This is a genomic window from Bifidobacterium crudilactis, from assembly GCF_000738005.1.
GTDB lineage: Bacteria > Actinomycetota > Actinomycetes > Actinomycetales > Bifidobacteriaceae > Bombiscardovia > Bombiscardovia crudilactis.
Genome location: NZ_JHAL01000002.1, coordinates 249188 through 264626, shown reverse-complemented (window position 1 = coordinate 264626; position 15439 = coordinate 249188). Strand labels below are relative to the sequence as shown.

Genomic DNA, 15439 nt, shown 5'->3' with positions numbered 1-15439 from the left:
GCAGGGACTAAGGAGATGCGCTGCGTGAACACCAGAAAACCGTCAAGTATCTCAGCTAAGCTGTAGCGGATATATGACCGGATTGTCATTGGGAAATCGTGAGTGCACGAATCAAGGCAATCAAGCAACGAGCAATACACTACAAGCAATGTGAGAGCAGGAACAAGTTGGCTGACTTCATCTACCAAATGATCAAAGCACGCAAGGCTTTCGGCGATCGGGTAATCCTCGACGACGTCACACTGAGTTTCATCCCGGGTGCCAAAATCGGCGTGGTCGGGCCTAACGGCATGGGCAAATCGACACTGCTGAAAATCATGGCCGGACTCGATACCGTTTCCAACGGCGAGGCGCAGCTCTCCCCCGGATACTCGGTGGGGATTCTTCAGCAGGAGCCTCCTCTTGACGAGGACAAGACCGTCGGCGAGAACATCGAGCAGGCCTTCGGAGAGATGAAGGCGAAAATTCGCCGCTTCAACGCCATCGGTGAGGAGATGGCGAACCCCGATGCCGACTTCGACAAGCTGATGGCCGAGATGGGCACCTTGCAGGAGCAGATTGACGCAGCCGACGCCTGGGATCTGGACAGCCAGCTCGATCAGGCGATGGACGCGTTGCAATGCCCCGACTCAGACACCCCCGTCTCCGTGCTTTCCGGTGGCGAGCGTCGTCGCGTCGCACTGTGCAAGCTCCTGCTCGAAGCTCCCGACCTGCTGCTGCTCGACGAGCCCACCAACCATTTGGACGCGGAATCCATCCTGTGGCTCGAGCAGTTCCTCCACACCTATAAGGGCGCCGTGCTGGCAGTGACCCACGACAGGTACTTCCTGGACAATGTGGCCGAGTGGATATGCGAGGTGGACCGCGGTCATCTCTACCCCTATCAGGGCAACTACACCACCTATCTGGAGACCAAGGCGAAGCGTCTGGAAGTCCAGGGCCAGAAGGATGCGAAGCTGTCGAAGCGTCTCAACTCCGAACTGGACTGGGTGCGCAGCTCCCCCAAGGCACGTCAGGCGAAGAACAAGGCTCGTCTGGAACGCTACGAACAGATGGAGACGGAGGCACGTCAGAACAAGAAGCTCGACTTCTCCGAAGTGCAGATTCCACCGGGGCCGCGCCTCGGCTCCAAGGTGCTGGAGGCCGAACACATTCACAAGGCCTTCGGTGAGCGCGTGCTCATCGACGATTTGAGCTTTACGCTGCCACGCAACGGCATCGTCGGCGTCATCGGACCGAACGGCGTCGGCAAGTCCACGCTCTTCAAAACCATCGTCGGACTTGAGGATGTCACCAGCGGCAAGCTGGAAATCGGCGATACGGTGAAAATCTCCTACGTGGACCAGAACCGCGAGGGCATCGACCCCGACAAGACCCTCTGGGAGGTCGTTTCCGACGGACTCGACTTCATGGAGGTCGCCGGCGTGGAGGTTCCCACACGAGCCTACGTGGCGAGCTTCGGCTTCAAGGGCTCCGACCAGCAGAAACCGGCAGGAGTGCTTTCCGGTGGAGAGCGCAACCGTCTGAACCTGGCGCTGACCCTGAAACAGGGCGGCAACCTTCTGCTGCTGGACGAACCCACCAACGACCTCGATGTGGAGACCTTGGAGAGTCTGGAGAACGCCTTGCTCGGCTTCCCCGGCTGCGCCGTGGTCATCTCCCACGACCGCTGGTTCCTCGACCGCATCTGCACGCATATCCTGGCTTGGGAAGGCAGTGACGAGGACCCGGCGAACTGGTACTGGTTCGAAGGCAACTTCCAGGCCTATCAGGAGAACAAGGTCAGCCGTTTGGGCGAAGAGGCATCGAAACCTCACCGTCTGCATCGTAAGCTGCGCCGATAAGCATCGGCAATCATCAACAACAGTGACGGGTCGGCCAGAAGGGATGTGGCCGACCCGTCACCTTGCGTTTACCTATCTGCACCTATTCGTTACACAAGTTGCAGAGCTTTTTACCTGCTGCCGTTAGACTAATCAGCAGAACGCAAGGGCCTCGTCCGCGAATGGGCGCTTGGGGCAATGACGAAGCGACATTGAAGGGGAATTATGCCAGGTACGGATACGAAGACTCCGCTGGAGCGTTTGGTGAAGGTGTTGGAACTCGGCGAACCATCCGCCTATCGCAGCCACACGTATGTGAATGGTGAAAGCCTGTATTTTCCTACCGGGCGCGTATACGGCGGCCAGGTGATCGCCCAGTCGGTGATCGCCGCCGGGAAAACCGTGCCTGAAGGCCGTCTCCCCCATTCGATTCACGGCTATTTCGTGGCAGCGGGCGATATCCATCAGGATGTGCTGTTCGATGTCGAGAATCTGCGTGATGGCCGCTCCTTCTCGGCTCGTCGCGTGAATGCGACCCAGGCCGACGGCACGATTCTCACCGCAATCGCCAGTTTCCAGATCCCCGACCAGGTAGGCGTCGAGTTCGCCGACCCCATTCCCGAGGGCATTCCGGACCCGGAAGGTCTGCGCAGCGCCAAGGAGCTGATGGCACCTTTTGCCGAGCAATCACCATTTGCCCAGTATTACGCGACCAAGTCCCCGTTCGACATTCGCCATGTCACGCCTTCGATTCTTCTCGGTGTTGACAAGCATGCGGTATCGGAGGATACCGGCAGGCAAATGGTGTGGATGCGTACGGACGGCAAGGCCGAGGTCTCGCAGATGATGAATCGTGCGATGCTGGCTCTCGGCTGCGACCAGATCATGATGGAGCCCGTGCTGCGTCGAGCCGGATTGAGTATGAGCACTCCGGGTATTTCCTATGCTTCGCTGGACCATTCCATGTGGTGGTATCGGGATGTCGACATGAGCCAGTGGCATCTGTATGTTCAGGACACTCCGACGGCCGCACACGGGCGCGGGCTGAGCCAGGCCAAGGTGTACTCGCGTGACGGCGTACTGGTGGCAGCGATGGCTCAGGAAGCCATGATTCGGGTTCCTAAGGCCAGCGAGTGACCTTATAGGGGAGTCTTAGTATGTACCTGGGTCTGTTTGTGTAGGGATTTCATATGATTCAAGGAACTACGCCCCTACGTAATGGCGAAATACCGTCAGGGCACATGCAGTAATATGCCCTGTTCTCACAGAAATCCCTACACAAACGACATTCAGCAGCATTGTAAAGCGATATCACTCCTTGTTGGCGGCCTTCGCCATGCTCTTGCGGCGTCGAGCCGCCTTGACACGCGGATGCTCGGGTCCCTGATTCGGCGGAAGCTGGCACAGGCGTTCCGAAACGATGCCGGCCACCATATCCACCAGGGCGGCCCCTACCCCGAACAGACATTCCTTGATGATCTCCGCATAGAAGGGTGCCTCGGCGTGCGACAGGCTCATGAGCACCTGTCCGCCATACCATCCGAGCAGCGCTGCACCGGCAAGTCCGAGAGCCTTGGCCAGAACCAAGGTGTTCACGGCGCGGGCAGCGTCCATCTCGCGACGTTTGCCTTTGACATACAGGTGAACCTGCCATGCCATGTACAGCACCACCAGGGCTATCAGCACCAACATGGCAGAAACGAACCACGGGGCCCCCAGGACGTTGAGCTGACTGCTCTCGGTCAGACGCACCAGACCCGCCCCACCGATCAATCCGAGAAGGGCTGCAACAAGGTAGTACCACCAGGGTGTGCGACGTGCCTTCATGCCATCCCTCCAAGAATCCAATCGTCCGATAGTTTACTGACGGCCGGATGATGCCTGTGGCCTTCGATGCCGGATGATTCCATCTCCGCCGTTCGAGAGCCCGAACCGTCCTGTTGCGCGCTGCGTTCCAGTTCAGCCCATGCCTCACGGACCTCCGGATAGCTGCGGGAGTATTCGTCACCGTCATTCTCGGCGCTGACATATCGATGTTCGTCATATCTCAGCAGATGCATGCTCATGCCCTGCCGTGCTTCCTGCCGGGTGGCATCCGAGCTAAGAGCTGACCGTTCTATCGAATGCAGCACACCGTTGAGTTCATCCGTGCCCACTACACAGTCGACCATGACCACAGCGCTGCAGTGCCTCTCATCCTTCTCCGAACGAAATCCATACAGTGGCGAGATGCCCAGCACCTGATTGCCCGGTACCCCGTCCAACATCACAATCGACATGCGGAACAATCGACTGGCATCGCGCATATGCTGCGTAGACATGGCGATAATCGCTTGATGTCTCACGGCAGTAGGCATCGCGGTCTGGCCGGTTCGGCCTTCTCCTCTTTCGGAATCATCCTCGGCGAACCGGTCATCCGGGCTTTCAGTGGCAACGGCATGCCTGCGCTCATCACTGGTGAAGGCCGCTCCTGTCAACGAGGAGACTCTGGGCTGCGATGTATCGGACGTCTGGCTTCGACTGCGGTGAAGTGTTACGGAGATTTCCTCAAGGGATACCGCGGATATACGACGACGCTGATGCAGCGTCACCTCGACACGCTCGACCCTGTGTGACAGCAGCACCGATTCGGCCACGGCCATCGCGGTCGACTCGAGAAGCTCGTGTGCTCCCACCTGCAGTGCCGAAGCGACCCTTCGTGCGATCTGCTCATAGTCCACGGTCTGGGTGATGTCTCCGGTGCGGGCCGCCTGTTGCAGATCGAGGAAGAGCGTCACATCCGCACGCAAAGACGGGAACCCGATACCGGCGGCTTCGCTCTGAGCGCTGCCGTCGGCTTGGATTCCCGTCAGCCGTATCGTATCCATTCTTGAATCTACGCCGACATCACTCTCCCGGCTGCAATCCTGCATCGCGTTTAAGCGATTCGGGAATCTCAACCGGAGGGAGGTCGGAGTCTGGCCTGTGCTCGTTGGACAGCCAGACCTTGCGCTCAGGAGACATCTTCAGATTGCTGAAAATCTCCTTGAGCTCCTGTTCATTGAGGGTTTCCTTGACCAGCAGCTGGCGGACGAGGTCGTCAAGGACGGACCTGTTCTCGGTGATGATATTCCACGCTTCGGTATGCGCATTCTCCACGAGTTCAAGCACTTCGCTGTCGATGACCCGTGCGGTCTCGTCAGAATACTTGCGGGGTTGCAAACCATCCATAACCGTGGTCTGGTCGTCATCGTCCGCCCATTTGATGGAACCCAGACGAGTCGAGAAACCGAATTCGACGACCATCTTGCGGGCGATGCTGGTGGCTTTTTCGATGTCGTTCGATGCACCGGTGGTCGGGTCGTGGAAGACGATTTCCTCCGCTGCCCTGCCGCCCATGGCATACGCCATCTGGTCGAGCAGTTCGTTGCGCGACTGCGAGTACCTGTCTTCGGTCGGCATCACGGCCGTATAGCCCAATGCGCGCCCTCGAGGAAGAATCGTCACCTTCGTGACAGGATCGGTGTTGTGCAGGGCCGCGGCCACCAAAGCGTGCCCGCCTTCGTGATACGCGGTGTTGCGCAGCTCCTTGAGGGCCATGCCCTTCGACTTGCGGCGCGGTCCCGCCTGAACGCGGTCTATCGCCTCGTCGATGGCACGGTTGTCGATCAGCTGCGCATCGGAACGGGCCGTCAGCAGTGCGGCCTCATTCAACACGTTCGCCAGATCGGCGCCGGTGAAACCTGGTGTGCGTACGGCGACCATATGCAGGTCGACATTGGGCACAAAGGGCTTGCCTTTGGCGTGAACCTTGAGAATCGCCTCTCGCCCCTCCAGATCGGGAGCTTCGACGCCGACCTGACGGTCGAAGCGTCCTGGCCTGAGCAAGGCGGGGTCCAGAACGTCCGGCCTGTTGGTGGCTGCGATGATAATCAGGTTCGTGTCGTTGTCGAATCCGTCCATCTCGACCAGCAGCTGGTTCAGGGTCTGTTCGCGCTCATCGTGTCCGCCGCCCATGCCTGAGCCTCTGCGGCGTCCGACGGCGTCGATCTCGTCGATGAAGATGATGGCCGGAGCGGTTTTCTTCGCTTCCTCGAACAGATCGCGTACGCGCGAAGCTCCCAGACCGACGAACATCTCGACGAAATCGGAGCCTGCCATCGAATAGAAGGGCACCCCGGCCTCGCCCGCTATGGCCCTGGCCAGCAGGGTCTTTCCGGTTCCTGGAGGGCCATACAGCAGCACACCCCTCGGAATTCGAGCGCCCAGGGCCTTGTACTTCGAAGGGTCTTTCAGGAAGTCCTTGATCTCCTCGACCTCCTCGACCGCGGCGGCCTCACCGGCGACATCCGCGAATTTGGTCTTCGGGGTCTTGCCGTCGAGCAGTTTGCCTGAATTCTTCTTGCCGCCCATGCCGAACAATCCACCACCGCTGCCCTGCATGCGGCTCATGAAGAACCAGAAGATGCCCATGATGATCAGCAGGGGCAGGAGGCTCACCAGCAGGCTCGACCAGATGCTGGTCTGAGGCACCACCGAGTTGAAGCCATCCTTGGGATCGGCCTTGTCGATTGCCTGCACGACCTGGCCACCCTGGGCGAAGACATAGTAGAACTGCACGTTCTTGCCCATGTTCTCGGTTTTGTTGGTGCTGGGGTCCGTCTTGACGAAATCATCCTTGAGCTTCAGCGTGACAAGCTGCTTGCCTTCGGTGATCTGGGCGTAGGTGGCCTCACCTTTGCTCAGCAGGTCAAAGCCGTCTTTGGTGTCGATGGTTTTCGGACCGCCCATGGAGAACAACTGCAGCGCCACCGCGAACAGCAGCCCAAGCACGACCAGCCAGAGCAGTGGCATCTGCCACAGCGGACGGTTGGGCTGATTCGGCCCTTTGCCGTTCTGACCATTGTCATTATGACCCGGATTATTGAAGGGATTGTTGCCGTTCCCCGGCCGATTTCCGCCGTTACCTGCCGGCGGCCTCTGCTGCGGCCCTTGAGGATAGCTCATGCATGTTCTCCTTGATACACCTGTGGTTTGAGCACCGCGATGGAATCAAGATTCCTGTATTCCTCGCGGTAATCCAAACCAAAACCGACGACGAATTCATCCGGAATCTCGAAACCCCGGTATTTCACATCAAATTCGACTTCACGACGTGCAGGTTTCTCCAATAAGGCGAAAACCTCCACCGAAGCCGCTCCTCTGTCTCTCAGCTCACCCATAAGCCACTGTAATGTACGGCCTGAATCAACAATATCCTCGACTATCAGAATGTGCCTGCCGCGAACATCGACACTCAAATCCTGGCGAACCGTAATGGTTCCAGTGCTTTCCGTCCCGTTGCCATAGCTCGACAGACTCATGAAATCCATCTGCACGGGAATGCTCAGGGCCTGTGAGAAGGCCGTCAGCGTATTCACCGCCCCCTTGAGCACGGCCACCAGCAGCGGCGGATTGTCTGCGTAATCAATACTTACTTGTTTGGCTACCGATTTGATCTTCGCGTCGATTTGATCCTTAGAAACCAACTCGTGGTCAATATCCGATTGAATATCAGCAATTTGCATGCCCACCATCTTTGCATATGAGAATGACGTGCCCTCGCCGCAACGCGGAATATCCACCATTTATCACGATTGGACCTTGGCCGTGCCACTTGACGATGAGATTATCCATTGCCTCGACGTGTCGACGAGCCGGCGCCAAGCCAAGACTTTCAAGGCTGCGCGAGAGAATTCTCAAACGAATGGCTCGATGTTCCCTCTCCAGGGCCTTCGCATCGACGGAAAGCGCGACCTCGCCTGTCGAAGCATCTTCAAACGGTGATGCTTCACCGATTGCCGTTCCCTCGTGCAGGGTGACCACGGCGTCCATGAGCTCGTCCACGCGTCTCTCGAGATAGTCCTGGTCGCATCGAGCGGATTTCGCCCCGACGGCAAGCTGGGTGACGATGTCGCTCCCCCAGAATTCTTCGATCATCGGAATCAGGTCGTGACGTACCCGGGATCGCAAGGGATACTCGGCACTCAGCCGCGTACCGACCCCTTCACCATTGCTGGGGTCGTCCCACCACTCAAGGTGCAGATCCCTGCATGCCTGGGTTGTCTGTCGACGAGTGCAATCGAGGAGAGGTCTGGCGAAACGAACACCGTCCCGATTCATGCTTCGTGGCATGCCTGCGAGCGCACTCAGTCCTCCACCGCGCAATAATCCCATCAGCACCGTTTCGGCCTGATCGTCGGCGGTATGCGCCAACAGCACCAGTGCGGCTTGCTCTTTACGGGCGGTGTCGCAGATGGCCGAATATCTGGCTTCACGGGCCGCGGCTTCAACGCCCTTGCCTCCGGGCAGCACCTGGATTCTGCGATCGACCACCGGTGACAGTCCCATGCCATGGCACCGTTCCACCACCGTGCGCGTCAATGGGGCGGAAGCTTCGAACAGGCCGTGGTCAATCACCACTGCGCCGCAGCGCACGCCCAACATCCCGCAAACCGTATGCGCCAGCGATGCAAGCGCGATTGAATCCCTACCCCCTGAACAGGCAACCATCACCAGGGGGCTGTCCTGCCCTGCAGGATGGTGTCCGTGCTCAAGAAACTTCCTGGACTGGCGGGTGATGCCCTCCGCCTCCAGACATGCCCTCACTTCACCAAGCATGTGTTTGAGAATCGACGAATATGCCATCAGTGCGCCTACAGTTCGGGAAGTTTCGTCATGAAGGCATTGATGGCCAGCGTGGCCGACCACGCGTTCTGTGGATTGTTGACGATCACGGCGAAGGTCAGGAGCCCCCCGGATGTTCTGGACACGTTGCCCGCCATCGACGTGACGGTGCTCAGCGTCCCTGTTTTCACCCTAAGCAGCCCATTGGCGAGGCATTCGTCGCTCTGTCGGCGGCGGTACCCACCAACCCCGTGACGGACATGCCTTCGGCTGCAGCAGCGGCCGTTTCCCGAGGCGATGAAGTGCTGCTGTATCGCATTCAGTGTGGTTGCCGTGACGGTCGACCCCGGTGACAGGCCCGAGCAATCCGCCATGTGCAGTCCGGACGACTGTATCGACTGTTGCTGCAATGTCTGTTCGACGGCTTTGACCGCCCCTGCCGAGCTGTTTTCGGTACCGAGTTTGATGGCGCTGAGCCTGCCCAGCAGTTCGGCTTCCGTGTTGTCGGAGTTCCTCAGCATGAAGGCCATGATTTCCGAGAGCTTGGCCGACCGTACCTTCACCAGCGCGGAGATGCCTTGTGGAACGGTGCCTGCTGCTGGTGCTCCGTTGACGGTGATGCCGTTGCCCGCAAGCAGAGCCACGAAGGTGTTGGCCGTGTCAAGTGCCGTTTGCGTCGAACGTGTGGGATAGCTCGACTCCACGTCGGGGTCTGCGCCTTTGACGGTGTCGGTCCACTGACGCCCGCCGTCGACGGCCATGGACGAGATGGGGGCGAAATATCGCCATTCCGCATCGTTCTGCTCGATGCCGTCGGGTTTTCTATCCGACCCGAAAAGCGAATCGTCATAGCTCAGATGCACAGAGGATATGCCGCGTGCGGCGAGCGCCTGGGCGCTTTCCCTGGCCAGCGTACCCAGACCGGCGCGACCGTTGATATGCGCGGAGTCGTTCTCCCCATCGGACAGCAGCATGTCCCCGTTGCCTTTGAGGATGAGCTGAGCACCGCCATCAGCGCCTGTCTGGTTGAGATACACTTCGGTGTCGAGTGTGGAGTTCATGTCCAGGACGGTGGATGCGGTGAAAGCTGTCAGCGTCTTCAGCGTGGATGCAGGTTCCCTTGCCGTGTCGGCATTGTGCTGTGCGACGACCTTGCCTGTTCCGTCCGCGATGACCACCGATGAGTCATTGCCCACACCCTCGGCAGACAGCAGCGTGTTCATCGCCGAGGTCGCGGCAGCCGCATCCACGGCTTTGTCGCGCTCGACCGAGGTCATCAAGGTGGAGCTCTTGAAGGCCTGCTGTGCGGTCGAAAAGGTCGGTCGAGACACTCCGGAGAAGGTCAGAGACCCGGGAACGACGTCGAAGGCATCCCCCACGACATATGCCAGACAGAGCAACAAGGTCAGCACGGAGCTGATGACGACGGTCACCCCCCGGCGCATATGACGCCGAGGGGTTGACTGAGAACGTTCTTCGGAACTATCGGACAACCGCATATCTCATTTCTGCAACGAGGCGAAACCATCGAGTGTGCTGACGATTTTCAGCAACCGTGCATCCATCAGCTTACCTCCGAGCAGCACACCGAGATAGAGGAACAGCACACCGTTCGCAAGCGCCACTGGTGCGAGAATCCACCACAACCCCTGCACCGAGGTCACCGCAAGGACGATGGCGACGATTCCGGTGGGCAGCATCGCCGCGATGCAGGCGAACATGTGGATGAAGGGGAAGAAGCCTTGGGCGAGCGCTCTGCCCTGCGGGGACGAGAACGGCTTGTCCATGCTGGCCACGGGATACATGAAGATGCACGAGAAAATCTCTGCGATGCCGAGACCCGCCATAAACAGCCCGAGCGAACATCCGGTGACGACCACTGCCGTGAGGACGCCGCTCGAACTGGTCCAGGAGCGTGCCACGACGGCGGACACCAGGCAAGTCAACAGCAGATAGACGCTACCCAGGCTGCAATACACGCGTACCCTGCCGGTGCGATCATCTCGTCCGCTCACGCCGATGATGGCCTGCATGATGAAGCCACGGCCATCGTATGCCAGGCCGTTCGCCTCCGCCATAACCAGGAACAGCGCAGAAAAGGCCGGAGCCATCCATACCAGCTCAGGAAGATTTCCCGACTGCAGTGCAAAAAGAATCAAGAAAATCAAGGGGAACAGCAGGAACATCGCCTGCCTTGGGTCACGGCGAAGATAGCTCAGCAGACGTGCGGAGACGGCTCCTGATGTTGAATTCGGCATCCAGGAGAAGGGACCGATGCCCTTGAGGGTTTTGGCCTGCTCGGCCTTCCCCGCGAATTTACGGTCTCTTGACAGACACCAGACCCCACCCAGGAAGCAGACCGCCCATGTCGCGGCGATGATGAGCACACGAGCCACGAGAGCCAGCCAATCCCCGCTCTGGGCGTCAAAAGGCAACTGGAAGGGGGCGCCGAAGGGCGTCCACGAGAACACTCGGGCAATCATCGTGAAAGGGTCCAGGGTCAGTTGCGTCGGATCGCCGGAATTGATGATGATGTTCGGCGTATTGCTCAAACCGACGATGACCACCATAACGAGGATGTACAGCACGGCCTGACTGCGGCGGGAATGCATCATCGTGGATGCCAGAGAGATTACCAGTTTGGAGACGCTCATGATGGTAATCACCGCCAATGGAGCAGCTATGACCGAAACCACCATCATCCCGATGCCGAGATGCCGGTATGCCAGGGTGAGCAGCAGCAGGGAAAGCAGACCGGAAATCGCCGGTATGCCGCTAAGCCCGGCCAAGGTCAGTCCGCTTTGCAAGGTTCTGTCAGGAATACCGAACAAGGCGAATTTCTTCGGGTTCAGTGTCGAGCCCTCTCCGATGAGCATGACCTGTACCAGGGCGCACAGCAGACTGGCCACGGCACCGCCCAGAACGACGATGGTGTAGAGGAGGCGGAAATTCCATGAGTGCCCGTTTTGGAAATCCAGGGTTCCCAGAAACCAGGCTGCCACACCGATACCGACCACCATGCTCAGGCCTATGAGCAGACTGAAGATATATCCGACCAACTGCCATGAGGACTTGCGCATGGCGGCGATGGTCAGGGCCCATCTCAATCGAACTACGGTTAATGCACTGTTCATCGTCCGCTCACCGGCCCTTGTGAAGCATCATACGTTCCGGCCGTTGGCGGAGTCGCGGAGGGAGTCTGTGCAGGTGCCGCGCCCTGGATGTTCTCCGGTGCGATGCCTCCAGCCGCATTGCCGCCATCGAGCCATGCAAGATGCGCGGCGGCGTGCCGTCCGCCCACCAGGTCGAGGAAGCGGTCTTCCAGTTCCTCCCCCGCAGCGACCTGCTGCACCGTACCGGCTGCAGCGACCTGCCCCTGGTTGATGATGGCGACATGCGTGCACATCTTCTCGACCAGAGCCATCACATGCGAGGAGATGATGACGGTTCCGCCGGTCTGTGCATACTCGACGAGGATGTCCTTGAGATTGGCGCTCGAAACCGGGTCGACGGATTCGAAAGGTTCGTCCAGCACGAGAATTCTGGGGCTGTGAATCATCGCGGTGGCAAGACAGATTTTCTTCGTCATTCCTGCCGAATAGTCGCTGACCATCACATTCGCCGCGGCCTGCAGGTCGAAAGCATTGAGCAGATCCTGGGCGCGTGCGCTCACTTCCGTCCGAGACATGCCTCTGAGCATTCCCGAATAGACAAGAAGCTGCATGCCGGTGAGCCGGTCGAAAATCTGGTCCGCCTGAGGCATGACCCCGATGATGCGCTTGACGTGGTTGGTATCGCTCCACACATTGTTGCCAAGCACCATCGCCACCCCGGCATCGGGTATCAGCAAACCCGTGACCATGTTCAGCGTGGTCGTCTTGCCGGCACCGTTCGGACCGACCAGACCGTAGAAGGAGCCTACGGGGATGTCAAGAGACAGACCATTGACCGCTATCTTTCCATCGAACTGCTTGGCCAGACCACGGATGGATACTGCGGCATCTGGATTGGGATTGAACATCGCCGGCGAGGGTTGCGGTTCCGCGAGGGGATTCTCTGATTGGCTTGGACTTGTGGGCATCACTTCGTGTGGAGTACTCATGTCTTAACCATATCAAGCGGTCAATCTCCGCCAACACGGTCTGCCGTGCTGCGCCAAGACGTCTGACGCCGCTGCCCCTCTTCGGCAGCAACAGCACTGACCCTTCTTGTTACTGACCCTTGTGCTGAATCGGCTTCCATTCGGGTTTGGAGAAGATTGCCATGAAGGAAATCGGTATATAGCTCAGCATGTAGATGGGGAAACTCAGGCAGTATGCGAACAGCTCCTTGTTCGAGGCGCCGATGCGGTTGCGCTCGGCGACGATGGTCAGCGCAGCCAGCCCCATCATGGTCAGGATGCTCAGTGCGATGCCGCTTGCCCAACTGCTCAGCGCGGCTATCTGACCACCCCATGAGACGAAGCCGAATGCCGCGAACAAGGCACCGAGGAAGACCCGGATAGCTCCCAATGCGGTGAAGGGGCAAATGAGCAGCGTGAGGTCAACCGCCGAAAAGTCCCGTTCACGAATCGCTCGCCGTATCAAATCGGGACCGTAGTAGCGGAATACCTGCAGGAAGCCCTTGCTCCACCTCACACGCTGACGCCAACTCTGGCGGAAGGTCACCGGTTGCTCGTCATAGAGGATTGCGGTACCGCAATACCCGATACGGTCCCCGTGGAGCACGGAATCCATCGTGAATTCAAGGTCCTCGGTGAGCAGGTGGAATTTCCATCCGTTGTTGCGTTCCATGATTTCCCTGGAGAACATGAAACCCGTTCCACCCACGTGACAGCTGGAACCGAACACCATCCGCGAGGAATTCAGGAATCGGGATTCTCTGATATACCACAGCGCCGAACCGGAGGATACCCAATTCTCGGCAAAGTTCTTCGAGTTGCGGTAGCTCGTGAGAATCTTGAATCCGGACTGATACGCCTTGTTCATCTCCTCGATGTAATGGCTGTCGAGAAGATTGTCGGCATCGAACACGAAGAACGCGTCGTAGGTGCGCGCATACTCGGAGTCGATGATGTGATTGAGCAGGTACGTCAGGGCATAGCCCTTGCCGACTTCGTCGAGGTTGTTGCGCTCCACCACATGGCAGCCTTTCGAACGTGCCAGGCCGGCGGTGTCATCGGTGCAGTTGTCGGCCACAAGCCAGATGTCCACCAATTGCGAAGGGTAGCTCTGTGCGCGAACCGAGTCTATGAGGTTGCCGACGACCGATTCCTCGTTGCGCGCCGAAATCAATACGGCGAAATGCTTGTCTGCCGGGGCGTCGTGAAAGGTGACGGGCTTCGCGAAGAAGGAGGTCAGGATGCAGACCGCCTGGTACAGGATGCCGACGACGCCGAGAATCATCAATATGACGTCAAGAATATTGAGAAGTGCCATCAGCGCCAGTCATTCCTCGGGTTGTCGCGGTTAGGTTGATTCGCCTTCTTGTCGGACCTCCGGGCCTCGGTCTCGTCCTCTGCACCATGAGGGTCTGGTTGAGTATCCGGTGATGTATCGTCCGCGATTTCCGGACCGCTGCCCGAAAGCGGCTGCCTGCGCTTCGCGCCGGATGCTACGACGTTCTTCGGGATGGCTATCGTCTCAGAACTGTCGAGGTCATCTGACGTAGGTGAGGTGTACAGCTGATCGCGTAATTCGTCCAGTTCCTGGTCGCCCACCTTTATACGGGCGCTCGAACCGCTTGCCGCTCTCGGCATGTGGTGTGCCACGGGTTGTATCACGTGCTCGTTGAAGGCCTCTGCACCCGCCACGACCTTCGACTTCTTCACCGGCTTCGGGTCCTGCATCAGCGGTGAGTCGATAAGCTCGTAGCGCTTCGTGTAGGTCTTGAAGATGACCTGGAAGCTCGCCGCGATAGGCAGCGCCAGGAAGGCTCCGAGCGCACCGAACACCGAGCCGAGCACCAGAACCGACAGGAAGGCGATGGCGGGGTTGAGGTCCATCGTGCGTTGGGATACCGCGGGAAGGAAGATGAGATTCTCGATTTGCTGGTATACGACGATGAATATCAGCACACTCAAGGCGACCATCAGACCATTGCTGCCCCAGGCGAACAGAATCGGCAGCGCTCCACCGATATAGGTACCTATCGTGGGGACGAACTGGGAGACCAGGCCGCAGAAAATAGCCAGAGGCAACCAGTAGGGCACATGCATGATGACCATGAATATCGACATGCACACACTGTTAATCACCGCAAGTATCGTCCGGCTGAACAGGAAGCTTGAGATCTGATCCTGCGCCACCGTCCAGACGAGAACGAATTTGCGCTGGCTTTTCTGGCTCATCCACTGGCACATGCTTCGGCGCATCTTCGGTCCAGCCGCGCAGATGTAATACGTGACCAGCAGGACGGTGAGGAAGTTGAGCAGGAAGCTCATGAATCCTACTGTCGTGGAAATCGCCTGTCCGGCGAAATCGGTCACCCAGGAGCTCTGAATGTTCTTCACGATTTCATTGCCCAGATCGGAGATGGCAGGCAACTGCCAGGAGGTCTGCTGCTCTATGGTCTTGGACATCTGCTCGTAGAAGTCCGGCAGACCGTTGGCCATGCCAGTCACCTGCTGCACGAACATATTGCCGAACATCACCAGCAGCGCGATGGTGACCAGCACCAACACCACCAGCGACACGGCGGCCGCAACCCCCCTTCGCCATCCATGACGGACAAGGATCTGCACCAGCGGCTCCATGGCCAGGGCGACGAACATGGAAATCACGATGTCGAGGACGACGAACTCCACTTTGCCCCACGACCGGAACAGGAACCACGCCAGATATACCGCAATGCCGGTGTATAGAAGTGCCCTGCCGTACCATTCGGGCGGTCGCCGTGGATCACCCTTGTGGGGGAACACCGCGGCCAGATCGAACTGTTGATTGTCTTGAGCACTCATAGATACCATTATG

At 58.7% G+C, this 15439-nt stretch carries 12 protein-coding genes; 2 read left to right on the top strand and 10 right to left on the bottom strand.

What is annotated here, in order from left to right:
- Positions 1-167: 167 nt before the first annotated feature.
- Positions 168-1844 carry an energy-dependent translational throttle protein EttA gene (gene ettA / locus DB51_RS03415; RefSeq protein ID WP_034253576.1) on the top strand — a complete coding sequence of 559 codons (1677 nt, stop codon included), beginning with the start codon at positions 168-170 and terminating at the stop codon, positions 1842-1844.
- Between the two features lie 204 nt (positions 1845-2048).
- The gene (locus tag DB51_RS03410) at positions 2049-2960 is read left to right on the top strand and encodes an acyl-CoA thioesterase (protein WP_034251793.1); all 912 of its coding nucleotides are present in this window, start codon (positions 2049-2051) and stop codon (positions 2958-2960) included.
- A gap of 174 nt (positions 2961-3134) precedes the next feature.
- Here the strand turns inward: DB51_RS03410 and DB51_RS03405 are convergent, their stop codons facing one another.
- From DB51_RS03405 to DB51_RS03360, 10 genes are all read right to left on the bottom strand, one after another.
- A complete protein-coding gene (locus tag DB51_RS03405; RefSeq protein WP_034251791.1) occupies positions 3135-3650 on the bottom strand; it encodes a DUF3180 domain-containing protein in 516 nt (171 codons plus the stop codon).
- Complete coding sequence (locus DB51_RS09720) at positions 3647-4690, bottom strand: dihydroneopterin aldolase (protein ID WP_162174616.1); 1044 nt, start codon at positions 4688-4690, stop codon at positions 3647-3649. The genes DB51_RS03405 and DB51_RS09720 overlap by 4 nt, the downstream gene beginning before the upstream one ends.
- Before the next feature lie 19 nt (positions 4691-4709).
- Entirely contained in the window at positions 4710-6809 is a 2100-nt protein-coding gene (gene ftsH / locus DB51_RS03395) for an ATP-dependent zinc metalloprotease FtsH (protein WP_034251788.1), read from the bottom strand.
- Positions 6806-7369 carry a hypoxanthine phosphoribosyltransferase gene (gene hpt, locus DB51_RS03390; RefSeq protein WP_084674533.1) on the bottom strand — a complete coding sequence of 188 codons (564 nt, stop codon included), beginning with the start codon at positions 7367-7369 and terminating at the stop codon, positions 6806-6808. The genes ftsH and hpt overlap by 4 nt, the downstream gene beginning before the upstream one ends.
- Positions 7356-8489 (bottom strand): tRNA lysidine(34) synthetase TilS, encoded by a 1134-nt coding sequence (tilS, locus tag DB51_RS03385; RefSeq protein WP_034251783.1) that lies wholly within the window; start codon positions 8487-8489, stop codon positions 7356-7358. Before tilS ends, hpt begins: the two co-directional genes overlap by 14 nt.
- Positions 8490-8497: 8 nt before the next feature.
- Positions 8498-9967, bottom strand: a complete 1470-nt coding sequence (locus DB51_RS03380) for a D-alanyl-D-alanine carboxypeptidase/D-alanyl-D-alanine-endopeptidase (protein WP_238548292.1) — start codon at positions 9965-9967, stop codon at positions 8498-8500.
- A gap of 3 nt (positions 9968-9970) precedes the next feature.
- Complete coding sequence (locus tag DB51_RS03375) at positions 9971-11602, bottom strand: hypothetical protein (protein ID WP_034251780.1); 1632 nt, start codon at positions 11600-11602, stop codon at positions 9971-9973.
- On the bottom strand, positions 11599-12489 hold the full coding sequence (locus DB51_RS03370; RefSeq protein WP_034251777.1) for an ABC transporter ATP-binding protein: 891 nt from the start codon (positions 12487-12489) through the stop codon (positions 11599-11601). The genes DB51_RS03375 and DB51_RS03370 overlap by 4 nt, the downstream gene beginning before the upstream one ends.
- A 190-nt stretch (positions 12490-12679) precedes the next feature.
- Positions 12680-13906 (bottom strand): glycosyltransferase family 2 protein, encoded by a 1227-nt coding sequence (locus DB51_RS03365; RefSeq protein ID WP_034251774.1) that lies wholly within the window; start codon positions 13904-13906, stop codon positions 12680-12682.
- Positions 13906-15426, bottom strand: coding sequence for an AI-2E family transporter (locus DB51_RS03360; protein ID WP_051867233.1), 1521 nt, complete (start codon positions 15424-15426; stop codon positions 13906-13908). Before DB51_RS03360 ends, DB51_RS03365 begins: the two co-directional genes overlap by 1 nt.
- Positions 15427-15439: the final 13 nt, after the last annotated feature.